Source organism: Clostridioides sp. ZZV14-6153 (assembly GCF_020657855.1).
Taxonomy (GTDB): Bacteria; Bacillota; Clostridia; order Peptostreptococcales; family Peptostreptococcaceae; genus Clostridioides.
Genome location: NZ_JAGWCZ010000005.1, coordinates 218,734 through 242,866, shown reverse-complemented (window position 1 = coordinate 242,866; position 24,133 = coordinate 218,734). Strand labels below are relative to the sequence as shown.

Here is a 24,133-nt window from a genome sequence, read left to right as displayed (position 1 = left end):
TTATCAAAATATCTGGCTTTATGGTTTGTTTCTTGTTTTATAAATTAACCTACTGTTTAATTTTCAAAGTTCATTTTTCATTTTCCATGTTTGCCCTTTTCTTAAGGACAAGTAATACTATATCACCTTAAAAATAATTCGTCAATACTTTTCAAATTATTTTTTTAAATTTTTTAATTTTCATTATCACATATTCCATTATAATGTAGTAATACCATAGCTTCAATCAATTTTAATATATTTATATTTTTTTATAAAAAATCACAATTGTTTATCTTAATTATTAATATTTTAAATATTTCTATATACAAATTCAACAGTTATAATAGAATTATCCCTATATAAATTGAAAAAATACAGTAGAAAATACAGACAATAAATAAGAATATAGAAATAGATGTAAATAAATACAATCATAAAAGAAGAAGTATTAATACAGTTAGAATAAACTTATCAATACTTCTTCTTTTATAATCAATCTTTTAATAAAATCTATTTATTTTTAACTTACATATTATCTCATAGCTCTCATAGCATTTAGTACTGCAATAAGTGCTACCCCTACATCAGCAAATATAGCCTCCCACATAGTAGCTACTCCTCCAGCTCCTAGTGCCATAACTATAACTTTTACACCTAGAGCAAATATTATATTTTGCCATACTATCTTATTAGTCTTATTTGCTATTTCAATGGCTTTAGATATTTTACTTGGTTCATCTGTCATAAGTACTACATCTGCTGCTTCAATAGCTGCATCTGAACCTAGACCTCCCATTGCTATACCAACATCTGCTCTAGCTAAAACTGGTGCATCATTTATTCCATCACCTACAAAAGCTATTTTTTCTTTTTCTGTTCTACCTTCATACAACTCTTCTAGTCTATCTACCTTTTCATTAGGAAGTAAATTAGAGTAAACTGTATCTAATCCTAACTCTTGAGCGATATTTTTTGCTACTTTTTCATTATCTCCAGTTAACATTACAACTTCTTTTACTCCTATTGATTTTAAACTTCTTATGGCATTTTTACTATCTTCTTTTATCTCATCAGATATAACTATATAACCTCTATACATTTTATCAACAGCAATATACACTACTGTTCCAACTTCTTTAGCTGGTGAATAGAATATATTTTCCTTTTTCATAAGCTTCTCGTTACCTGCCAATATAAGTTCACCATTGTATTTTACTCTAATTCCATAGGCTGCTATTTCCTCATAACTATCTATTGTATTTAAATCAATTTTCTTACTATAGTAGCTTAATATAGATTTTGCTATTGGATGATTTGAATTTACTTCTGCAAGAGCTGCATATTGCAATAATTCTTCTTCTGATATTCCCACAGGATTTAACTTAGTTACATTAAACACACCTTTAGTAAGGGTTCCTGTTTTGTCAAACACTACTGTATCTACACTTCTTAAAGCCTCTAAGTAATTACTTCCCTTTATAAGTATTCCATTTTTAGATGCAAATCCAATCCCACTAAAGAAACTAAGTGGTATTGATAAAACTAATGCACAAGGACAAGAAACAACTAAGAATATCAACCCTCTGTATAGCCAATCACTAAATACTTCACCTGAAATAACAAGTGGTGGTACAAATGCTATCAATAAAGCAGCTATAACTACTACTGGAGTATAGTATCTTGAAAATTTAGATATAAAATTTTCTGTTTTTGATTTTTTAATGCTAGAATTTTCAACAAGGTCAAGTATTTTTGAAACTGTTGACTCTCCAAAGCTCTTTGTAACTTCAATAGTAAGTAAAGCATTCTTATTTATAACACCTGATAAAATTTCGTCTCCTTTTTCAACTTCCCTTAATACAGACTCTCCTGTAAGTGCAGAAGTGTCTAACATAGATACTCCATCTACTACTACACCATCCAATGGCACTTTTTCACCAGGTTTTACTACTATTATATCACCTATATTTACTTCTTCTGGAGATACTACTTTAACTTCAGAGTTAACTTTTAGGTTTGCATAATCTGGTCTTATTTGCATAAGTGAAGTTATAGACTTTCTAGACTTTCCAACCGCAACACCTTGTAAATACTCTCCTACCTTATAGAAAAGCATAACTCCTACTGCTTCTGATAGTTCTCCTATTAATAATGCCCCTACTGTTGCTAGAGCCATTAAGAAGTTTTCATCAAATACTCTTCCTTTTGATATATTTCTTATTGCTCTTAAAAGTACATCTCCACCTACTATCACATAAGCAACTATAAATACTATATTGCTAAATTGACTTTCAAATCCTGTTGCTGTTTGATATATACCAAAAATATATACAAGAGCTCCTATTATAAGTGGAATTAATTCTTTTTTATTTGTATCGCTCACAGTTTCTGACTTTTCAATCGTTCTAGATTTTGTTTTATCAGAAGACTCTACTTGTATATCAAGTCCTGGTTCTGTTGAGTCTATTATTTCTTTTATTTTATTTATAACAGAATCTTCTTCAAAAGTACTTATTATGTTTACTGTAAGTTTTTTATTTACAAAATTCAAATTAGAAGATTCAACCTCTTTTAGTTTAGAAACTTTGTTGTTAATCTCTTCTGCACAATGTGCACAATTTAATCCTCCTAATATAAGCTCCTTTTTAGTTGATGTTTTGTTGGCTATTGTATTGTCTTTAGAGCTTATTTGTATATTAAGTCCTGGTTCTGTTGAATCTATTATCTCTATTATCTTTTCTATAGTATTTTCTTCATCAAAACTATTTTCTATATTTACTGTAAGTTTTTTATTTATAAAATTTAGATTAGAAGACTTAACCTCTTGTAGCTTAGAAACTTTGTTGTTAATCTCTTCTGCACAATGTGCACAATTCAATCCTCCTAATATAAATTCCTTTTTAATTATATTATTTGCTTCCATATATATTCACTCCTCTCATTTATCATTTATAAGTCTCTCTAATATGATTTAATCCACAGTCAAATATTTGACTTATATGGCTATCATCTAATGAGTAATATACTGTCTTTCCATCTCTTCTAAATTTTACTAACCTAGCCTGTTTTAATACTCTAAGTTGGTGAGATATTGCAGAGTGAGTCATATTTAATAAACTTGCTATATCACATACACACATTTCATTTGCAAATAATGCATATAATATCTTTACTCTAGTAGTATCTCCAAATACTTTAAATAATTCTGCTAAATCATATAACATTTCTTCATCTGGCATAGTTGACTTAGCTTCTGTTACTATTTCCTCATGTATTATATTACAACTACAATCATTTATCTCTTCTCTCATTGTATAATCCTCCGTTATTTTAATATATGAATAACTGTTCATATGTTCATTATATGCTATTATATCTGATTTCGCAACAATATTTTTTTATTTATTTAATAATAATTAGAATGCACATATTATGGACTTTTTTAATATATATATTATTAGAATAAGTTTTTGTAAACTTTTTTATAGTTTTTCTAGGAGGTGCAAGTTTAATATGAGTAATAAGAAAAAAAAGAACTTAGATACTAGTTACATGCCTTACTTAGACCCTGCTAATTATGCAGATTATATTACTAACGAAGAAATTCCCCAAGATGAGTTGAGAAATGACCCACAAATCCCTAGTGGTTATACAAAAATACCTAATAATCAGAACATAAGTAACATTTATCCTAATAGCGTAAATAATTATCCTAAAAGTAGTAATTCTCCAAACAACTTGCCTAACACAAATAATACATCTGGAAATATGAACTACAACACATCTAATCCAAACAATATGCCTAACAACATGAACTATAATACATCTAATAATATGGGTGTACCTACTAATATGTCTGGTAACATGAATAACAATATGGGTATGCCTAACAACATGTCTGGTAACATGAATAACAATATGGGTATGCCTAATAACATGTCTAGTAATATGAATAATAATATGGGTATGCCTAATAATATGTCTGGTAATATGAATAATAATATGGGTATGCCTAATAACATGTCTGGTAACATGAATAACAATATGGGTATTCCTAACAATATGTCTGGTAACATGAATAATATGGGTATGCCTAACAACATGTCTGGCAACATGAATAATATGGGGTATAATATGAATAACATGGGTATTCCTAACTTATCATGTAATCAAAATATGCCTCCTAATGTACTTATGATGATACCAGGTGTTATATGTCATAATACAATGAATGGTATGCCTGTAGTTATGCCTAGTAATATGCCTTCTAACATGTATCCGACTCCTTATGGTTCTAGTAATATGTCTATACAAGGTATGCCACAAACTAATATTGAGGAGTTTGATGAGGAAGAAATGTAAAATATTTTTATTTTTTAAATAAATTGTATAAGACCTTAATAATTGAACATAATAGTAAATGTATTCCTCATAATATTCCCCCAATATTATTATAGGTATAAAATTTTGATTGAATATCCTTTTATTTAGTCAAAAAATATTAACATAATCTAATAAAATAAATGTAAATAAAAAATCAGATAAAATAAAATTTTATCTGATTTTTTATTTACATTTAACTTAATACTTAAAAAATATCACTGTATATCACTATTTGTTTGATGTTTATGTAAGTAGCTCACAAATCCTTCAATCGAATAGTCAGTTACATCATGCATATCTTCATTAACTATACAAAAAAACATGCTGGCATTTTCTTCTTGTTTAGATTGTCAAGGATACATGGACTACACCCTTTCTCATGGTTTTTTGGATTTCTTAGATATTTCTCAACTTAAGTTTACTAGCTCTATGTTATAATGACTCTAACAAGTTATTATCTTATTTATAGGAGGTATTGTTTTGAATAAAATATGTGTATTTTACTTCTCTGGAACTGGTATGACAAGATATATTGTAAATAGAATAAAACAAGAATTTGAAAATCAACAGACTTATGTTGATTGCAGAAGAATTGAAAATATCAAGATGTCTAATATTCATTTAACATCATATGATTCAGTAGGAATAGCTTATCCAGTACATTCCTTTAACGCACCTCAAATTGTATTAGACTTTGTAAAACACTTACCAAAAATAGACTCTATGGATACATTCATAATTCATACAGCTGGAGAAGAACATTATATAAATTATGCTTCATCCAATTTACTAATCAAAAGATTGAATGCTAAAGGTTTCAAAGTATTTTATAATAAATTGTTTGCTATGCCCTCAAATTTTATGGTTAAATATGATGACCAAAAAACAAAAGAGCTTATTAATGAAGCAGATAAAAAAATACCTATTACTGTACATAATTTAATAAATCGAATCTCACATCTACCAACTAGTAGAACTTCAGTAAAATTTTTAGCTTTTTTTGGTAGATTAGAGTGGTATGGTGCTCGTATTTTAGGTAAGTTCTTCTATGTTAAAGATACTTGTACTCACTGTGGTAAATGTGCCAATAATTGTCCTAAACATAATATAAATATTACCAAGGATAAAGTCAAATTTAATTGGAGTTGTTGTTTGTGCATGAGATGTATTTATAATTGTCCTGAACAATCAGTCTATATACATCAGCCATTTAAGTTCATCCGTCTTGATAGTTGGTATGATTCTAATATATTTACAAATAAATAAAAGCTTGTAATTTTATTATAACTATCATTCATAACTCTTTAATATTATTTTATTTTCATTATAAATCTTCATAGCTTCACCATAAAATATATCTTATTCCCTATATATCTAGTAATATGTTTAGATACGGTATGCTAAAAACCAATATTGACAAATATTATTAAAAAAAGAAATAAAATATTTTTATATAAATTGTATAAAATTTTAATAATTGACCACAATAATAAATGTATTCCTCATAATATTCCCCCAATATTATAGAAATAAATTTAAGCGAGATTAAATTCAGTTAATCTCGCTTAAATAATGTCCAAAATCATATATTATTCCAAAAAGTCATAAAAGTCTATTGAATCTGACTCTGCAAAATCGTATAAAGCATTTTGCTCAAAGAAAAATTTCTCCTCGAATTTAATGTATTTGCTATAATTAGACTGACTTATTTCATTAATACAATTACAATCATTATCACTATAAGTCCCTATAAAAAACTTGTTTCCCATTAAGTAATATATAGCTTTCATATCATTATTTATTATATATACATTTTCTTTAACATGGTCATTATTAAAATTAAATCTAGTAAAAAATATCCCTTCATTCATATTACTTTTTAATAAGAACGGATTTTCTTCATAAAATACTTTTGCAAACTCCTCAGGTGAACTTACACTATATACACTTACAAATTCACTCTTAGAAATTTCATCAAAAACTTCAAAGTCGTACATAGGCTCTTTATCTGTTACTAGCATAGAATTAATTTTAAAGCCAGTCTCATTACATTTACTTATACAAAAGGCTATTTTACATGTATAATACCCATCATTATCTTCATATAAAGCCTCGCTAATATACCTACCTTGTCCTTTATTGCTTACTGTATTTTTAAGCAATGTACCATTGATATTTGTAATATGCATATTTGCAATCTCGTCACTTCCAGAAAAGTATCTTAAACTTTCTCTGTCCCATGCTATAAACCTCATAGTCATATAGTTTATGAATTCAACTTCCTCATCAACTCTTTTACATATTTTATTATATAATTTTTCTATAGTTAAATCTGTTTTATAATTTTTTATAATGTCAATGTATTCACATTTATCTCCTGGTAATATCTTGTTATAACAAATATTCTTATTTCCAAAATAAGATACTAAAAACAGAGATTCCTCCTCTGTTAATCCAATTCTATCTGAGCCAAATCCACCCATTAATCTTTCTTCTTCTCTATAAGCTTCTTCTTGTGTTGGATTTTTCAAACTCACATAATCCGCCAAACCTAACCCTTCTGCATCCAATAAAAAATATTGACAAAAGTGATTTTTTTTATTGTCTATCCAATTTATTATAAGACCCAAGCTCCCCATAAGTCTAGAATTTGTAACCTTTGAAAAATTAAAATTCATACAATCACGTCCTTTAAAATTTAAAATCTTTATTTTTTAATATATAAATTATTATACATATATTTTAACAACTTAGGTACAATTTATAATATAATATAAGGAAATGATTAATTGAGGTGGTTTTTATGAAAAATATAGCAGCTTTTTTTGATATAGATGGTACTCTTTATAGGGACTCTCTTATGGTTGAACATTTTAAGAAATTAATTAAATATGATATAATTGACCAAAAAAATTGGTATAAACACGCTAGAGATACGTTTATGGATTGGGATAAAAGGCAAGGCAACTATGATGATTACCTATTAGAGATATGTAATCTTTATGTTGACTCCTTAAAAGGCTTAGATAAAACTTGCATTAATTTTACAAGTGACCAGGTAATTAAATTAAAGGCAGATAGAGTTTATAAATATACACGTTCAAGAATAGATTGGCATTTAAATCAGGGTCATATAGTTATCTTTATATCTGGTAGTCCTGGATTTTTAGTTGAAAAAATGGCTCAGAAGTACAATGTAACTGACTTTTTAGGAAGTGATTATGTGTTTGAAGATAATATATTTACAGGAACAGTCATACCGATGTGGGATTCTATAAGTAAAAATAACGCTATAAATGACTTTGTTGTAAAATATGATTTAGACCTATCAAATTCGTACGCTTATGGAGATACTAATGGCGATATAAATATGCTAAAAAGAGTTGGAAATCCAATCGCAATAAATCCTACAAAAGAACTTTTGGCTCAAATATCACTTAACAAGGAAATTTCTAAAAATGTTGAAATAATAGTAGAAAGAAAAGACATTATATATTCTTTATCTACAGATGTAAATATAGTGGATATTTAATTTATATTAGTTATTTTAAAGACTTATATAACAAAAGTCTTATTATAATAAAGGATGTCATCATTAGAATGATATCCTTTAGTTTTATTTTAAATAAAAAAATTGCTATTATCAAAATTTTTAAATACTAGATGAGAACACAAAAAGACTCTGACATAAAAATCAAAGTCTTTTTTATTAAACAAACTCATACATATGTTAATTTTATTTTTATATTTCAATGTACCTTCACAAATGTATTATTCATATACAAATTAAAATCATTCTAAAGTAAAACATTAGGTCAGTTGTTATTTTTAAATAACATCTTTCTTAGTCTATTATTGTAATAATCGATAAAGGAACTATATACATAATCGTATATTATAAAGGCTACCTCAAATGAGGCTACTATAATAATATTTATTGGAATATAAACTATTGTCCTTAATATAAAATACAATATAAATATCATTACGTTTGCAAATACTAATTTCATAAGATACTCAATATATATTGACCTATCTTTTTCTATAAAATATTTAACAATACCATATATCCCAAAAGTAAGGGAATATACAATCCATTGAGATTTACTTGCCATTACTATAAATCCTAATACTACAGAACCTATATAAAAAGCAATGCCACTTTTAAATCCCCATTCCATTATTACAATTGATACTAAAAGTGATGCTAACCCCATGATAAACAATGTATTTACAGAAATAATATTTGTAAGAGTTAACAGTATTACATTTAATGCTAATAAAACTCCTCCATAAGCAACTTTTATACTCATATTTATCATCCTAACAACAAGATATTAAATCTCCACCAAAACATTCACAACATGAATCTAGACACCAAAGTTTAGCGCAGTTTTCACAACAATCATCACCTAAACAACAGCAGTCATCACAACAACAGCAACAACATCCATCTAAATCATTACGTCTTCTTCTATTATAATTATCAGCTCTATTGTTATATTCATTTCTATATTGTGTATAACTTCTAAGTGCATCATTGTATTCCTGATTTTCAGGCTCCATGAATTTTGCTCTCTTTAAGAAGTCTTCTCCTTCTTCATAATATCCAATATTCATCGCAGAAAAACCAGTTAGATAATACCACTCTGCACATTTGTCAGTTAATGTTTTTAAAAAATCATAGGCTTTTTTAAATTCACTATTTTCCATAAAAGCTCTTGCTCTCATAAAATTTTCATTATTATAAGTATTACTGTACATTATTTTCACCTCTACTTTCTAATATATTCATGTATCTTAAATAAACCCCAGAATAAATTATATTTTCTATTATTCCAACGTTTTTATTTAGATTTAAATTATCAATTCCCCTAGCTAAAAAACCTAATGATGTTACAATTATTTTTTTAACTTTTTCTTTTAACTCATCATTTTTATCTATATATTCTATAAAAGGATTATATCTTCCTTTCTTAAAATCTTCGTCTAAATCTTCGTATGCATCTAATAAATATATATATTTACCTATATTAAAACCTATCATTCTTAGATTTCTCTCATTTTCATCTTTTTTATACGCAAATACTTCTCCCATTATATTTCCAAAGACATTAGACACTTCATCTATATTTATATTTTTGTCCTTTTCCAACTTATTTAATTCATTTAATTGTTGCTTTATATACTCAGCTTTTTCAGGATATTTCTCATAGGCTAAGTTTAATTTGTTTTTATATATATAATATGCTAATTTATCTTTTATGCGTTTATCATCAATTAAATTATCTTCCAATTTATAATACGTTAAAAGAACATTCATACTTGCTGCATATTCTGTAATATCATTTATGATTATCTTTTTCTTCTTAAATGGACTAACTACACACACTTCTTCTGTATTTGTAGACTCTGGCTTATATACTGCTGTTAATAAAACAATTAAAAAGGTTATATCATAATTCAGAGAAAATCTAGAAATTTCTCCATGATTTCTTTTTAAATATTTACATAGCCCACAATAATAAGCTTTGTAATGGTCATATTCTCTAAATGTTAAATCCATTTTGTTTATTTTAACATATCCAAACATAAATACTCCTTTTTGTACTACTTTTTATATAAATTATAATTTGTATTGTAACAATCTATATCTATAAATATCACATTTAACTCTTTTATATTCTCAATACTTCTTTGTGGTTTATAAAAAGTATTGTGACTTACATAAATGTATACTTAATTGACTCTATTGTTTTATTAGTGAAAAAATGAGTGTATGCCATCAAACATGAACTCATTCTTTTTCTATTTTTTGTTAATTATTATTATATCATTAATAAAATTATAATTCATTGTTTAGAACTATTTTTCTGATGGTTTTAATATATCTTTTTCACTAAAATATCTTGTTAACTTTAAGGCATCAACTTCGAGTGCTTTTGTCAATTTAAGTATCAGTGTTGCTGTTGGACTATGATAAAATCATTCTCTCTCTAATTTTGATATATAACTTTGACTTATATTAGTTATTTTACTAAGTTGATTTTGGGTTATTTTTTATTTGTATGAAATATTTTTAATATGTTTTCTATTTTTAATTGCTACCAATATTTTACACTTACTATATTAATTATATGCAACAATGGTTGTCAATAATTAAATTGTGTACAATACATATCTTGTGATATCTATTAAATTTGATTCATTAGAAAAAATTTGCATGGCTCTCAAGTGTTCTCCTAATGAGTTATTAGGTTGGAAGCAAGATAAATAAAAATATTAATTCTAAAGGGTTTATTTATAACTATCGGAAGGCTACTTTAGTAGTTATTTTATAGATTTACATATGGTACATCAATAAGTTTTATATTTTTATACAATATAATTCTTACTGATATACCATTTAAAAACCTCATAAGATGTCAGGAAACGATAGTATAATCATCACATACGTTTTATCAAATCTATTTTACATATAGTTTATACTTAGATAATAGCAGACATCTGTTTTTTCTACATTTGAATGAATTCTAAGAACTTTAATTTTACTATAAAAAAATAAATTCTTATTTTTGGATATACTCTACTACAGAAATTTTATTTATTTTTCTTCCTATCTAATGCTACTCCAATAAGTAACCCAAGGGATAAACCAATAGCTAAATTTTTAAATACTGAACCCCAAATAACACCAAAGCATAATCCTAATCCCAAATAACTTATATTTTCATTTTTCATATATTACTCCCTTAAATTTGATTGAAATATTTTAACTTTTCTAATTGATTCTTTTGAAGCTTTGACTATATCAGCTAAAATTCTTATCTCATAGTCATTACAATCACTTATCACTTATTTTAATTCTTTTTCAAGGACAACTTTAGAGTCTAGTATTGTCTCTCACTGTAATTCGTCGATTGATATGCCTAAAATATTATCAATCGCAACCAAAGTAGGTAGGCTAACACTAGAATTGCCAGTCTCAAAATTCGACATGTGTTGAGGCGTAATGTTCATCATTTCTGAAACAGTGTCTTGTGTTAAACTTTTCAAAATAATATCTACTAAAATTGTTTTTATGAATCTTTACGAATACCTACTGCCCTTAATGGACCGAGTAACGACATTCTAGCAAGTATCAGTGCCATTTCATCAGGAGATTCTTTCATGTTTTTTTCAAGCCAATATTGAATTACACCTAAGTCCGCTGAAAGTATATATTGTATAAAATATTCTTCTGAAATTACCGCCTCATCTATGTTAAAATTTTTTAACTTTTGTTTCTCAAACAAATTGATTTCAATAAATCTTTTTATTTTTCTTTCAAAAGTAGGGTCACCTTTGGGACCTAAAATAGATTTAATAATTACCGAATTTTTTCTAAAATATTCAAAAAGCTTTACCATAAATGGAAGGGGTTCATTTGAGGCATCTATATTCATCATGTTGACTGAATCAAGGTGCTTAGTCTCTTCTTCAATTTCCTGTATTATTTCATTTTCAATCTTCTCTAACAAGTCATACTTATCAACATAATGCAGATAGAAGGTTCCTCTATTTATATCCGCCCTTTGAGTTAAGTCAGTAACTGATATATTGTTAAATCCTTTCTCGTCTATTAACTCTGCTAATGCAGACCTAATCATTTTTTTAGTACGTATTGTTCTTCTATCAATAGATACTTTTTTCATGAATTATTCCCTCATTCTATATAAATTTTTTTAATTTTAATTAACAATTTTATAGTAAATGTTTATTACTTAACAATTTAAATATTATTGTTCATTGCATAAATCAATATAAATATTATAATATACATATAGGTTATTAATCAACAACGTGTTCATAAAAAATAGCGAATTAATTTGAAGTAAATGTTTAATATGACCGAAAATTTCGCCTTTATATGGATGCATTATAGAATATCTTAAGAATAGTATTAATGGAGGATAAAAATGAACAATTTAGATAAAAACAATGTTAATGAAGTTTTGGATATGCTGTTAAGAACTCGAAGATCCATAAGAAGTTTTACAAAAGAAATACCTTCAAAAGAACTAGTTGAAAAAATAATTGAAACTGGAAGACTTGCACCTTATGCAATACTTGCAGTAGCAAAACAAACAGATTTTAGACATTTTTTTGTTATCTCAAATAACAGTTTACAAATGGATAAAATAAAAACTATTCTTGTTGATGTTATTAAAACTCAAATATCAACCCATGAGAAGGAGGCGGAGAACGACATCACTCTACAATCCTTCATTACTTCCTTAAAGATGCAAGTTAAAAAAGGGGTTCTTGGTGTAGGGACAGCACCTTATCTTATTATTGTGGCAGAACGTCGTGGAATACCAGCCATAGAACAAAAGTCATTATCTCATGTTATGCAGAATATGTGGCTTAAAGCAACTGCTTTAGGATTAGGTTTTGAACTTGTTAGTATAATAGGAAGATTAAGTAATAATAAAGATTTTTGCGATATTTTAGGAATACCAACAGGTGAATATGGATTTGATGCCTGTACAATTGGTTTCTCTACAGCATCTGTAACTAAGGAAGGCAGAGCCGTTCCTCATCCATCCATAAAATGGATATAATAAATAATATTGAAAATCAAATATTTATAAACTATTCTTACATATTTTTAATAATAGGTGACATGTTGTTTCTCAGAGGAATCTATAATTTAACTGAACCTAAGATAATCAGATTAATTACAAACAAAGAATAAATATAATAAAAGGACTTATAAATTATAAGTCCTTTTATTGAGCATGAAATTAAATTCTTTTCCTTCAACTCCGATAAATAATTTTCCTGTATTTCTTTTAAAGTATATGTATATCCATCATAATCAATTATTTTTACTTCTGTTTGTGTCTTAGAATTTAATTATTCCTGTGGCTCGCAATATATATTTATACTATTTCATACAATTCAATCTTACTTACATTAAATTAGTTTTTAAATGATTGGAGTATATTCAAAACTGCCTAAAGTATCTTTTAATTCCTTTTTTGCTTTATTTACAATAGATTCATCAAGCATTACATCATTTATTGAACATGCTATAGATTTAGATGCTAACAACATCGCTTTAAATCCCATGTCAGAACCTGCACTAGCACAAGATTGCCATGTATGAGCAGAAATACCAATAGGCCAAACTGAACAAGAACATTGTGCTGTGGGAGTTATGTAACTAACATCTCCAATATCTAATGACAGTGATATACAGTTATTATGAGTAAAGGTATCATCTGTAACTTCATCATGTAGATTCATCTTAGTAATCTCCTTGTTTCCACTCAATACACTAGAAACACTAATTCTTTTGTCTATAGACACTGTTTCAGCTAATTTTTTTGCAAAATAGTAGTCATCTTCATCATACTTTTGCACTCCTATCAATTTCATGTTTTGTGATAAAACATCTGTTAATATTGTATTTGGAATATAGTCATATACTCCACTTATAATATTATATTCCATACTAGTACCAGTCATCAATGCTGCTCCTTTTGCTATATCAACAATTCTGTCAAATACATCTCTTACATGCTCCATTTTAACTCCTCTTATGTAATACCATACTTCTGCATAGTCTGGAACTATGTTTGGCATTTTTCCACCATTAGTAGTTACATAATGAACTCTACAGCTATCAAATATATGCTCTCTTAAATAGTTACAACCTATGTTCATAAGTTCCACTGCATCAAGTGCACTTCTTCCGTTATAAGGAGCTTGTGCTGCATGAGCGCTAATCCCATTATATCTAAATTTTACAGAATAATTAGCAAGTGTTGGAATTCTTATTGGAGTGTTTATATCAAATGGATGCCAACTAAATGCACAATCGATTCCATTAAAGAAGCCTTTTTTTATCATTAATACTTTTCCTGACAAATCTTCTTCTGCTGGACATCCATAGTATTTTATAGTTCCTTTCAATTTTTTTAGTTTGATTAATTCCTTTATTGCAATTGCAGCTCCTATTGAACCTGTACCAAGTAAATTATGTCCACAACCATGACCTGCACCACCATCTGAAATAGGTTCTTTTGTAATGGATACTCTTTGAGACAAACCACCTAAGGCATCATATTCTCCCAAAACTGCTATAACTGGTTTACCTTCTCCATAGCTAGCTACAAATGCTGTATCCATATCCTCTAATTCATCTACACTAAAATCATGTTTTTTTAAATATTCTTTTTGTAAGTTTGAAGCATAATATTCTTTATATTGAAGTTCTGGATTTTTCCATATTTTATCTGATATATCTCTTAACTCTTCCTGTATCTCATCTATATATTCAACTAAAAACTTTTTATTTAAATCACTCATATTAATCGTATAAACCTCCTTATTTCTAATAACTTATCAATTACTAACCAAAATAACTGATTTAAAAATATTTTCTATTGTACAGCTACTTTATACAATAAAACCTCTTGACTTGTAAGTTTCATTTTATCAAGTAAGAGGTCTTTTAAATTTATAAAATTTTTAGCATGTTAACCAATCAAGCATATTAACCCATAATTTATTATAATATTTCCAATCAGTAAATTCTCTTGGACCCCAATGAGGTGCACAATCAGAACTAAAGATAGCAGATTTTCCTTTTCCAAATTCACCAATAGCTACAAATGGGTCTCCTCCAATAGTCGCTAGTACAGGACAATTATCTTTAGCTATTGTCTTATTATATCCTAAGAACTGTGGCCATTCCTTTGGTATATCTTTTAAAACTGGATGTTCAGAATCAACAACAACTGGAGTTATTCCTGCTGGTTTTTCAACTCTATCATCTTTATCTATCATTGTTATTGGCAATACATCTTTGATAGCAGTTTCTCCAAATCTAGCTTTTGCATCTATACCTGTAAATGACATATATCCACCTACCATGATTAATGCTCCACCACTATTTACATACTCTTTGATTAATTCAAGTCTATCCGGATTACTATTACAATCTATAAATGTACTATTAGATAATAAGAATGTATTAGAACCTATATCAGATAATATTATACAATCATACTCATTTAACTCTTCCAATTTATATGGGAAGCTGTCTGCTGCTACATGTGCAGGCATATGAACTACTTCATATCCTCCAGACTCCACTGCTTCTTTTAACCATTTTACTGCTTCTTCATAATGTGTTGTAACAAATGTGTCAAATCCCTTTATATGAGTTATATTTTTTACCCATGATTCCCCTACTATTAATACTTTTTTCATCTATATATTCCTCCTACTTTTATAAGTTTAATATTAGACTGGCATACATAAGTATACTGTCTAAATACTCTTGAATTTCAACATACTCATCTATCGCATGACATTGTTCTATTGAACCTGGACCTAATATTAATGTTGGAATTTTAGCTAAGTTTTTCATCAGTCTCGCATCATTTCCAGCCGTTGACCCTTTTATATTTAACTTTCTTTCTAAGGTTTCTTCTAATATCTTTTGAGTATTAACTATAAATTCAGATTGCTTGTCCATCTCAAAACCTAATCCTGATTGATATATGTTTATCTCTGGTTTATTATCTTTAAGCCATAAATCTCCATCAGCTCTTGTCATTATAACCTTAGTTATATCGTCTACAACTTGCTCATAACTCATTGTATTTGGCAAGAAATGTACACATAAATTAAATACACACTTATCTGGTACAGTAGAGCCTGCTGTTCCACCATTTATTACACCTAAATTTATTGTAGGTGGAGGTAATAAAGCATGCTTATATTTCATAAGCCAATTATGTTCTAACTCTTTTATATCTTGAAGTAATAACATCGCTTTTTCTATAGCGTTTACACCTTCCCACTTGCTTCCACAGTGGAGAGATACACCTTTAACTTCAACCTCAAAGAATACAAATCCCATATGTGCAATTATTATGTCCTTTTCTGATGGTTCACAAATTACACAATAGTCTCCATCAATGCCATTCATAACTGCATTTATAGTTCCATTTCCTCCGCCTTCTTCATCTACCACTGACATTACCTTTATATTGCCAGGTATATTTAAGCCACTATCTTTTATAAGTTTTACAGCTAATATTGAGGCTATTAGACCAGATTTCATATCTGCAGTTCCAAGTCCATAAATCTTCCCTTTATCTTCTGTAGCACAATATGGATTATATCTCCACTTTTTTATATCACCAGGTGGCATAGTATCTACATGACCATTAAAAACTATTGTCTTACCAGGCAAATTATCACTGTACTTACATATTAAATTATATCTATCATCATAATTGTGACCTAGATTACCTTCTTTATATATGTCTTTTGCCTTTTTAATTAAATCTTCGCTCATTTCTTGTCTATTTACACTAAACCCTATGGAATTTGCAAGTTTTTCAATATATTCTTGACCTTCCTTTTCAAATCCACCTAGTATTCCATGACCTACATCTTCGGTTTTGATACTTACAAGCTCTTTTAAATAATCTATATATTCTTGTTTGTTACTATTTAATGTATCTAAGAGAATTTTTTTCATATTTCCTCCCAAGATTTATTATTTTGCTTTAGCTGACTTTTTTAATTTTATGTTATTTATCCATATAGCAAATAACATTACCAAACCTTTTATAATCATCTGATTATATGAGGATACACTCAATAGGTTTAATCCATTTCCCAATATTCCTATTATTCCAACACCTATACATGTACCTACTATAGAACCAGAACCACCCATCATATTAGTACCTCCAAGCACAACCGCTGCTATAGCATCCAATTCTGCTCCATCTCCAACAGTTGGTGAACCTGATGCTAAACGTGAAGATAATATTATCCCAGCTAATGCTGTTAATAATCCAGCTAATGCATACACTCTAACTATAACTTTATTTACCTTTACTCCACATAGTCTAGCTGCTTCTTCATTCCCACCTACAGCATGTACATGGCGTCCAAAATCAGTTCTTTTTAAGAGAAAATGTCCTGCTATTACAACTATAATCATAATTATAACTGGTATTGGTATTGGTCCAACATATCCTCTACCCAGCATCTTAAATGCATCTGTGTTTACTGATATAGGTCTCCCTCCTGTAAACACAAAACTTGCTCCACTTATTATCGTCAACATAGCTAAAGTTACGATAAATGGTGGTAGTTTTTGTGTTGAAATAATTGCACCTTTTATGACACCTAGTATTGTTCCAATTGCTAATGCAAGTAACATGCCTACCCATATGGGTGCATTATAATTTACTACTGTTGTAGCCCAGAATGTACCTACTAAAGCAATTACTGCTCCTACACTTAAGTCTATTCCTCCTGTAATTATTACAAAAGTCATCCCTACTGCAAGAATTGCATTTATTGATATTTGTCTTCCAACATTAATTAAATTATCTAAAGTTAAAAAATTAGATGAAGCTACACTCATTATTATAAAAATTATTACAAGTCCTATAGCTGCACTCCCCTGGTCTTTAAATACACTTGTTAATTTTGATAATAATGGAGATGAAGTATTCTCTTTATGCTTAGTTATTGAACTCATTAATTTTACCTCCAAAAGCCAATTTTAATACATTATTTTCAACCATTTCTTCACCTTCTAAAAAGCCACTTATATGACCCTCTCTCATAACCATTATTCTGTCACTCATTGATATCAATTCTGGTATCTCTGAAGATATCATTATGATACTTACACCATCCTCTACCAAGTCACCCATTAGATTGTATATCTCTGCTTTAGCATTTACATCTATACCTCTAGTTGGTTCATCCATAATTAATATGTCTGGTTGTAATAAAAGCCATCTGGCTATTATAGCTTTTTGTTGGTTACCACCACTTAAACTCTGTATAACCTGATTCATATGTGGAGTCTTTATTTTTAAAGCTTCTATGTATTTTTCTAAAACTTCTTTTTCTTTTTTTCTGTCTATAACTGATTTAAATTTAGATACTTTCTTTAATCCCGCCATAGTTGTATTTTCTTTGACACTCATCTGTAAAAATAATCCAGTACCTTTTCTATCTTCTGTTATCAACCCTAAACCATTTTCAATTGCATCTGATGGTGTTTTGAATTTAATTTCTTTATTATTTAAATATATTTTCCCAGAGTTATATGTTCTAAGTCCAAATATAGCTTCTACGATTTCACTTCTCTTGCTTCCAACTAGTCCACCTATTCCTAAGATTTCGCCTTTTCTTATGTTAAAACTGACATTATTAAAAACATTGTTTTTAGTTAGATTTTCTACCCTCATAATTTCTTCTTTGATTTCTACTTTTCTTTTAGGGAAAAATTGGTCTAATTTTCTATCTATCATTAAATTAACTAATTCTTCCTCAGATGATACTTCTTTGGTATTCAAAGTCGAAATCGTTTTCCCATCTCGCATTATAGTTATTCTGTCACAAATCTCAAAAAGTTCTTCCATTCTATGAGAAATATATATTATACTAACTCCACTACTCTTTAAATCATTTATAAGTCTAAAAAGTATCTCAGTTTCTTTTTTACTTATTGAAGATGTTGGCTCATCCATTATTAAGACCTTAGTTTCTGATGATAAAACTCTTGCGATTTCAACCATTTGCTTTTGAGCTATACTAAGTTCTTTGACTAAGCTACTTGGATTTATATCTATTCCCATATTGTCAAAAATCTTTTTAGATTCTTCATTCATTTTTTTATCATTAGTTAAGACCTTGCCACTTATTTCTTTTCCCATAAAAATATTTTGTGCTACTGTCAATTCATCAAATACTGTTAATTCTTGATATATGGCATTTATACCTATTTTTTTAGAAATATCCGGTGATATATTTTCTATTTCTTTTCCCTCAAAAATAAATTTACCAGAAGTCTTTGCATGTGCACCAGTTAAAATCTTTATCATTGTTGATTTACCAGCACCATTTTCACCCAGTAGTGCATGAATTTCGCCATGAAATAACTCAAAATTAACATTATCTAACGCCCTAACTCCAGGAAATTCCTTAGCAATATTACTTAACTTTAGAATTATATTACTCATAATGACACTCCTTTTTAGATAGGATTTCTTTTAAATAATCTTATTTTTTATTAATTCTTAAAGTCTTTTATATTTTCTTTATCATAAAGTAAAGCTGGTACTGGTATATTTTTCTCTACTTTTTCACCTTTTATAGCCTTTACTACTGCTTCTACTGCCAAACGTCCCATTTCTTTAGGTTGTTGCTGAATCATAGCAAGAACAGTTCCATCTGTTATTCCAGTTGCTGCTTCATCAGTTAAATCAAATCCTACAATCTTAACATCCTTATTTTTTGCAGATTCAAGTGCAGCTTTAGCTCCTAATACACTATTTTCAGCTGTTGCATATATTATATCTACATTTGGATTAGATTGAACTAAGTTTTCTACAGTATTAAGAGATTCTTCTCTATCATATCCTGGTTGTGAGTTTAATATTTTAACATTAGCTGAACCTTTTAATGCTTCTTTAAATCCATCTATTCTTTGCATTTGTATTTGAGATTTTAAATCTGTTACTATTGCAATTTCTGATTTCCCACCTAAGTTTTCATCTATGTACTTTTTAGTGTATTCGCCTAATTTTTTACCAGCATCATAACTAACTGTTCCAACATAACTTGTAATATTTTCAGTATTTAATACAGCATCTACTGTAACTACAGGCATTTTTTCAAATGCTCCTTCTACAGCTGGTACTATAGCTGAGTTGTCTGTTCCAAGTACTATCATTCCATCTACATCTTGTTGTATAAAATCTTCTATAGCTGATGTTTGTTTAGCTACATCTTGGTCTGGGTCATTTACTATGACTTTTACACCTAGTTCTTTAGCTTTTTCTTTTATCCCTTCGTCAATGTCTATAAAAAATTGATGTTGAAGAGTTATTGTAGATACTCCTATAGTTAAATCTTTCTTAGCTGAACTATCCTTCTTTTCTGATTTACTTGGTCCATCCATTGAACATCCTGTTAACATTCCTACTGCTAGTGTTGCAACAATTCCTAAAGATAAAATTTTTCTCATAATTACCCTCCATTTTTAATAGTTTTAGATTTGAACAATTTTAATTTTTATTTATTAATATCTAAATATTTTTCAACATCTTCCCTATAAGGCATTCCAGATTGAGCACCTAATTTTGTTACAGAGAGTCCTGACACTACTACAGCATACCCTACCGCTGTATATAAGTCTTTGCCTTCTGTTATAGCTACTGACAATGCTCCATTAAAAGTATCTCCTGCCCCTGTAGTATCTTGAACATCAACATTTATACAAGACACATGTTTTACTTCTTTGCCATCATAAAATCTAGCTCCATTTTTTCCTTCTGTTATTACAAGTTTATTTGGATGTTTTTTTAATACTTCTTCTATACTTTCCTCTGTGTCAAAAACTATCTTATATTCATGTTCATTTGGTGTTAAATAAGTTACTTTTTCTATTATATCTTCATCTAATCTTATTGCTGGTGCTGGATTTAATAAAATCTTTATCTTATTTTCAAAACAGAAATTTACCACATAATTTATTGTTTCTATTGGAATCTCTAACTGTAGTAATACTATATCTGCATTCTTTATCTCTTCTTCATTCTTTTTAATTAAATTTATATCTACTAGCTCATTTGTTCCTGGCACAACAACAATACTATTATCATTTTCACATAGTGTTATGACAGCAACACCAGAACTTTTTTGATTATTTCTAGCTATCAAATTATAATCAACTTTATTCTCTTTAAAATTTCGTATCAATTCTTCGCCTAAGCTATCTTCCCCTATACAAGATATCATTTTTACATTTGCACCTAACTTAGATGCTGAAACTGCTTGGTTAGCACCTTTTCCCCCAGGTGATGTAAAAAAACTATTACCTAGTATTGTTTCTCCTTTTTCTGGTCTTTTATCTACAGAACATACCATGTCCATATTTACACTTCCTATGACAACTATGTTTCCCATTACATTACTCCTTTACATATCTATTTATGCCTTTCTTACTGTTAATTACTTTCTTTCGTTGAAGCTCTTATCACTAGTTCTGGTTTGAAAATTAATTCATCAAAGGATTCTTTCTTATCTCCTCTTAGACAATTTATTAATATTTCACTGGCTTTATATCCTATATCATAAGATGGTTGTCGTACTGTTGTAAGTGGAGGACTTATTAAACTAGAAGTTTGAATATCATCAAATCCCACAACACTTACATCGTTTGGTATATTTAATCCTCTTTCTTGAATACCTCTGATAACACCTATTGCAATCAAATCATTTGCACAAAATATCGCATTAAAATCTATCTCTTCTAAAGTTTTTATAAATTCTTGCCCCCATTCAATCTTATATTTTCCTTCAAATACATAATTAGAATTGTAATCTAAATTATACTCAGTTAAAGCTTTTTTATATCCTTCTAATCTATCTATTGCTATTTCATTTTGAAGTGGACCACTTAAGTATATTATTTTCTTATGTCCAATATCCAATAAATGTTTTGTAGCTATATATGCACCCTCAAAGTTATTTATTTTGACTATACCTTTTAAGGTTTCTTTATTCATACTTATTTTCTTATCGATTAATACTGTTGGTATTTTTATATCTTTGTAATTTGCCTCTTTCCAGTTTGTATTTGACGATGCTGCAAAGATAATTCCATCTATCATTCTTTCTGATAATGTTCTTATCCCTTCATATTCCTTTTTGGCATCTTCATCTGTATTACATAAAATTATATTATAGCCTTCCTCATTAGCTTTATCTTCAACACCTCTTGATACGTCTGTGAAAAATGGATTTCGTATATCTGGTATAAGAAGTCCTATTGTATTTGTTCTTTTAGTCACTAAACTTTGTGCCAATTTATTTGGAACATAATTTTTTTCCTTCATTATTTTTAAAATCTTTTCTCTTGTTGCTTGACTTATATTTTCATCTTTATTGTTAATGACTTTTGACACAGTTGTTTTGGAAACACCAGCCAATTCGCCAATCTCTTTTATAGTTATACTCAAGAAGTTCACCCCCACAATTTAGGAAACCGTTTTACTTAACCGGTTACCTAGATACTATCACATCTTTTTTCGCTTTGCAACTACTTTATACAAATTTTGATATTTTTCTTATTTTTCAAAATATTTCTAACTATTAATTTAAATTTAGCACATTAGCTGATTTCCAAAAAAAATTAATCTACTTTTTTAATTCTTAAAAAGTAGATTAATTAATTTAAGCAATTTCTATTAAATTTTAAAGCCTTGTTCTTCAATCATTTTTTTATCATTTTCAATACTATTTCCTACAGTTGTTAAATAATCACCGACAATTGCAGAATTTACGCCCCCATTAAATCCTACCTTATCATATCCTTTTAAGGACAATCTTCCACCAGCATATCTTATATATATATTAGGAATTATAAATCTAAATACTGCTGTTGTTTTCAATATTTCCATTGGTTCTAATACATCATAATTTTCCATTGGAGTATTCTCAATTGGATTTAAAATATTTATTGGAAATGACTTCACATTTAACTCTTTTATTTCAAATGCCATCTTCAGTCTTTGTTCTTTACTCTCATTCATTCCAATTATTCCACCAACACATACATCTAGACCTGCTCTTTTAGCTTCTTTGATGGTTTTTATTCTTTCTTCATATGTATGTGTTGTACATATGCTTTCAAAATTATCCTTAGATGTCTCAACATTATGATGATATGTAGATACTCCTACTTCTTTTAATTTTTCAGCTTGATTATAATCTATAATCCCCAAAGATGCACACAATTTTAGACTGGTATTCTCTCTTAAACCTTCATAAATATGTAAAATATTATTAAACTCATCCCCTGTCATTCCTTTCCCACTTGTAACTAAAGAAAATCTATGGACTCCTTTACTTTCCATTTCTTTAGCCCTATTTAAAATCACGTCATAATTGAGTAATGAATATTCATCAATACCAGTTTTATAATGAGATGACTGAGCACAAAACTTACAATCTTCACTGCATTTCCCAGATTTTGCATTTACTATTGTACATAAATCTGCCTTGTTACCCATAAAAAATTCTCTTATTTCATTTGCTGCTTCTAATAAAATATCAAAATCATGTTTATTATTTGTATCAATATTTATTAAACTAAAAGCTTCTTTATAACTTATTTCTTTTCCATTTAAAACTTTATTTTTTAATTTGATTATGTATTCTTTCATATGCCCTCCTATTAGTCAACCTTTTTAACTTTCATAGTTTACTTATTATATATAGTATTACATATTTCCTATTTAATGGTCAACTTTATTTTAGATATAGGTTTACTATTTAAAAATAAAAAATACTGCTTTAAAATGACATTAGTATAACAAATTATATTATACATATCATTATTAAAGCAGTATTTTTAATAATTTACAAAACTATCCTTGTTTTTACTCCATCCAAGCTTTCCATTGTAATAATCTCTAAGCCTTCATACTCTCTAAAAAGCCACTTTAAATCTTTCATAGCTTGATTAACTTGACTCTTTGTTAGATTATTTATAAAATATTCTTTTCTAGTTTCTTCATATTCTTTACTTGTTAAAAAATTTCTTAGAAAATTAAATGCAAATACACTTGGAATATTGTTTACATTTGCTTTCTTGCTATTTTCCTTTTCATAGTAAATTTTCATAAATGCATACTCCTTTGATACTTTTAAATTCCTCTTACATCAT

At 28.2% G+C, this 24,133-nt stretch carries 25 protein-coding genes and 1 pseudogene; 5 read left to right on the top strand and 21 right to left on the bottom strand.

The features are described from left to right. Positions 1-514 precede the first annotated feature (514 nt). Together KGF46_RS09145 and KGF46_RS09140 are read right to left on the bottom strand one after the other, a co-directional pair. Positions 515-2,905: a heavy metal translocating P-type ATPase gene (locus KGF46_RS09145; protein ID WP_227827693.1), complete on the bottom strand. Its 2,391-nt coding sequence runs from the start codon at positions 2,903-2,905 to the stop codon at positions 515-517. 22 nt (positions 2,906-2,927) lie between these two features. Then, a complete protein-coding gene (locus KGF46_RS09140; protein WP_227827694.1) occupies positions 2,928-3,293 on the bottom strand; it encodes an ArsR/SmtB family transcription factor in 366 nt (121 codons plus the stop codon). 202 nt (positions 3,294-3,495) lie between these two features. On the opposite strand from KGF46_RS09140, the gene KGF46_RS09135 reads away from it, so the two are divergent. Further along, positions 3,496-4,344 carry a hypothetical protein gene (locus tag KGF46_RS09135; protein WP_227856532.1) on the top strand — a complete coding sequence of 283 codons (849 nt, stop codon included), beginning with the start codon at positions 3,496-3,498 and terminating at the stop codon, positions 4,342-4,344. A gap of 328 nt (positions 4,345-4,672) precedes the next feature. On the opposite strand, the pseudogene KGF46_RS20360 reads toward KGF46_RS09135, so the two are convergent. Then, positions 4,673-4,750, bottom strand: a pseudogene (locus KGF46_RS20360) (DUF6485 family protein); the annotation flags it as partial. A gap of 95 nt (positions 4,751-4,845) precedes the next feature. On the opposite strand from KGF46_RS20360, the gene KGF46_RS09125 reads away from it, so the two are divergent. Beyond that, positions 4,846-5,631, top strand: a complete 786-nt coding sequence (locus KGF46_RS09125; RefSeq protein ID WP_227842609.1) for an EFR1 family ferrodoxin — start codon at positions 4,846-4,848, stop codon at positions 5,629-5,631. Positions 5,632-5,954: 323 nt separating this feature from the next. Here the strand turns inward: KGF46_RS09125 and KGF46_RS09120 are convergent, their stop codons facing one another. Continuing rightward, a complete protein-coding gene (locus KGF46_RS09120) occupies positions 5,955-7,043 on the bottom strand; it encodes a hypothetical protein (protein WP_227842610.1) in 1,089 nt (362 codons plus the stop codon). A 125-nt stretch (positions 7,044-7,168) separates the two neighbouring features. Between KGF46_RS09120 and KGF46_RS09115 the strand changes: the two genes are divergently transcribed. Beyond that, positions 7,169-7,897: an HAD family hydrolase gene (locus KGF46_RS09115; protein ID WP_227827698.1), complete on the top strand. Its 729-nt coding sequence runs from the start codon at positions 7,169-7,171 to the stop codon at positions 7,895-7,897. Positions 7,898-8,180: 283 nt separating this feature from the next. Here KGF46_RS09115 and KGF46_RS09110 read toward each other — a convergent pair whose 3' ends face one another. From KGF46_RS09110 to KGF46_RS20220, 4 genes are all read right to left on the bottom strand, one after another. After that, a complete protein-coding gene (locus tag KGF46_RS09110) occupies positions 8,181-8,678 on the bottom strand; it encodes a hypothetical protein (protein ID WP_227850286.1) in 498 nt (165 codons plus the stop codon). Between the two features lie 10 nt (positions 8,679-8,688). Beyond that, positions 8,689-9,129 (bottom strand): hypothetical protein, encoded by a 441-nt coding sequence (locus tag KGF46_RS09105; RefSeq protein ID WP_227827700.1) that lies wholly within the window; start codon positions 9,127-9,129, stop codon positions 8,689-8,691. Then, positions 9,119-9,958: a DUF5685 family protein gene (locus tag KGF46_RS09100; protein ID WP_227827701.1), complete on the bottom strand. Its 840-nt coding sequence runs from the start codon at positions 9,956-9,958 to the stop codon at positions 9,119-9,121. The genes KGF46_RS09105 and KGF46_RS09100 overlap by 11 nt, the downstream gene beginning before the upstream one ends. Before the next feature lie 392 nt (positions 9,959-10,350). Further along, entirely contained in the window at positions 10,351-10,422 is a 72-nt protein-coding gene (locus KGF46_RS20220; RefSeq protein WP_227842691.1) for a helix-turn-helix domain-containing protein, read from the bottom strand. Between the two features lie 109 nt (positions 10,423-10,531). Between KGF46_RS20220 and KGF46_RS09090 the strand changes: the two genes are divergently transcribed. Continuing rightward, positions 10,532-10,642: a helix-turn-helix domain-containing protein gene (locus KGF46_RS09090; protein ID WP_413894766.1), complete on the top strand. Its 111-nt coding sequence runs from the start codon at positions 10,532-10,534 to the stop codon at positions 10,640-10,642. Between the two features lie 323 nt (positions 10,643-10,965). Here KGF46_RS09090 and KGF46_RS09085 read toward each other — a convergent pair whose 3' ends face one another. The 3 genes from KGF46_RS09085 to KGF46_RS09075 form a co-directional block, all read right to left on the bottom strand. After that, positions 10,966-11,106 (bottom strand): hypothetical protein, encoded by a 141-nt coding sequence (locus KGF46_RS09085; protein WP_227842612.1) that lies wholly within the window; start codon positions 11,104-11,106, stop codon positions 10,966-10,968. Positions 11,107-11,268: 162 nt separating this feature from the next. After that, positions 11,269-11,421 (bottom strand): helix-turn-helix domain-containing protein, encoded by a 153-nt coding sequence (locus KGF46_RS20355; protein ID WP_413894765.1) that lies wholly within the window; start codon positions 11,419-11,421, stop codon positions 11,269-11,271. A gap of 23 nt (positions 11,422-11,444) precedes the next feature. Then, the gene (locus KGF46_RS09075) at positions 11,445-12,059 is read right to left on the bottom strand and encodes a TetR/AcrR family transcriptional regulator (RefSeq protein WP_227827705.1); all 615 of its coding nucleotides are present in this window, start codon (positions 12,057-12,059) and stop codon (positions 11,445-11,447) included. Between the two features lie 264 nt (positions 12,060-12,323). On the opposite strand from KGF46_RS09075, the gene KGF46_RS09070 reads away from it, so the two are divergent. Then, on the top strand, positions 12,324-12,968 hold the full coding sequence (locus KGF46_RS09070; protein ID WP_227840060.1) for a nitroreductase family protein: 645 nt from the start codon (positions 12,324-12,326) through the stop codon (positions 12,966-12,968). Between the two features lie 367 nt (positions 12,969-13,335). Here KGF46_RS09070 and KGF46_RS09065 read toward each other — a convergent pair whose 3' ends face one another. The 10 genes from KGF46_RS09065 to KGF46_RS09020 form a co-directional block, all read right to left on the bottom strand. Beyond that, positions 13,336-14,721, bottom strand: coding sequence for a M20 family metallopeptidase (locus KGF46_RS09065; RefSeq protein ID WP_227840059.1), 1,386 nt, complete (start codon positions 14,719-14,721; stop codon positions 13,336-13,338). A 162-nt stretch (positions 14,722-14,883) separates the two neighbouring features. Further along, complete coding sequence (locus tag KGF46_RS09060) at positions 14,884-15,627, bottom strand: glutamine amidotransferase (protein ID WP_227861549.1); 744 nt, start codon at positions 15,625-15,627, stop codon at positions 14,884-14,886. Between the two features lie 19 nt (positions 15,628-15,646). After that, positions 15,647-16,909 carry a M20 family metallopeptidase gene (locus KGF46_RS09055; protein ID WP_227850284.1) on the bottom strand — a complete coding sequence of 421 codons (1,263 nt, stop codon included), beginning with the start codon at positions 16,907-16,909 and terminating at the stop codon, positions 15,647-15,649. A gap of 18 nt (positions 16,910-16,927) precedes the next feature. Next, positions 16,928-17,926, bottom strand: coding sequence for an ABC transporter permease subunit (locus KGF46_RS09050; RefSeq protein WP_227850283.1), 999 nt, complete (start codon positions 17,924-17,926; stop codon positions 16,928-16,930). Continuing rightward, positions 17,910-19,421 carry a sugar ABC transporter ATP-binding protein gene (locus tag KGF46_RS09045; protein WP_227840056.1) on the bottom strand — a complete coding sequence of 504 codons (1,512 nt, stop codon included), beginning with the start codon at positions 19,419-19,421 and terminating at the stop codon, positions 17,910-17,912. The genes KGF46_RS09050 and KGF46_RS09045 overlap by 17 nt, the downstream gene beginning before the upstream one ends. Before the next feature lie 50 nt (positions 19,422-19,471). After that, a complete protein-coding gene (locus KGF46_RS09040; protein WP_227827712.1) occupies positions 19,472-20,428 on the bottom strand; it encodes a substrate-binding domain-containing protein in 957 nt (318 codons plus the stop codon). 47 nt (positions 20,429-20,475) lie between these two features. Next, positions 20,476-21,369, bottom strand: coding sequence for a ribokinase (gene rbsK, locus KGF46_RS09035; protein WP_227827713.1), 894 nt, complete (start codon positions 21,367-21,369; stop codon positions 20,476-20,478). Between the two features lie 41 nt (positions 21,370-21,410). After that, on the bottom strand, positions 21,411-22,433 hold the full coding sequence (locus KGF46_RS09030; RefSeq protein WP_227850282.1) for a LacI family DNA-binding transcriptional regulator: 1,023 nt from the start codon (positions 22,431-22,433) through the stop codon (positions 21,411-21,413). A 219-nt stretch (positions 22,434-22,652) separates the two neighbouring features. Continuing rightward, positions 22,653-23,630 carry a biotin synthase BioB gene (bioB, locus tag KGF46_RS09025; RefSeq protein WP_227850281.1) on the bottom strand — a complete coding sequence of 326 codons (978 nt, stop codon included), beginning with the start codon at positions 23,628-23,630 and terminating at the stop codon, positions 22,653-22,655. A gap of 196 nt (positions 23,631-23,826) precedes the next feature. Beyond that, positions 23,827-24,090: a hypothetical protein gene (locus tag KGF46_RS09020; protein ID WP_227827716.1), complete on the bottom strand. Its 264-nt coding sequence runs from the start codon at positions 24,088-24,090 to the stop codon at positions 23,827-23,829. Between the last annotated feature and the right edge of the window lie 43 nt (positions 24,091-24,133).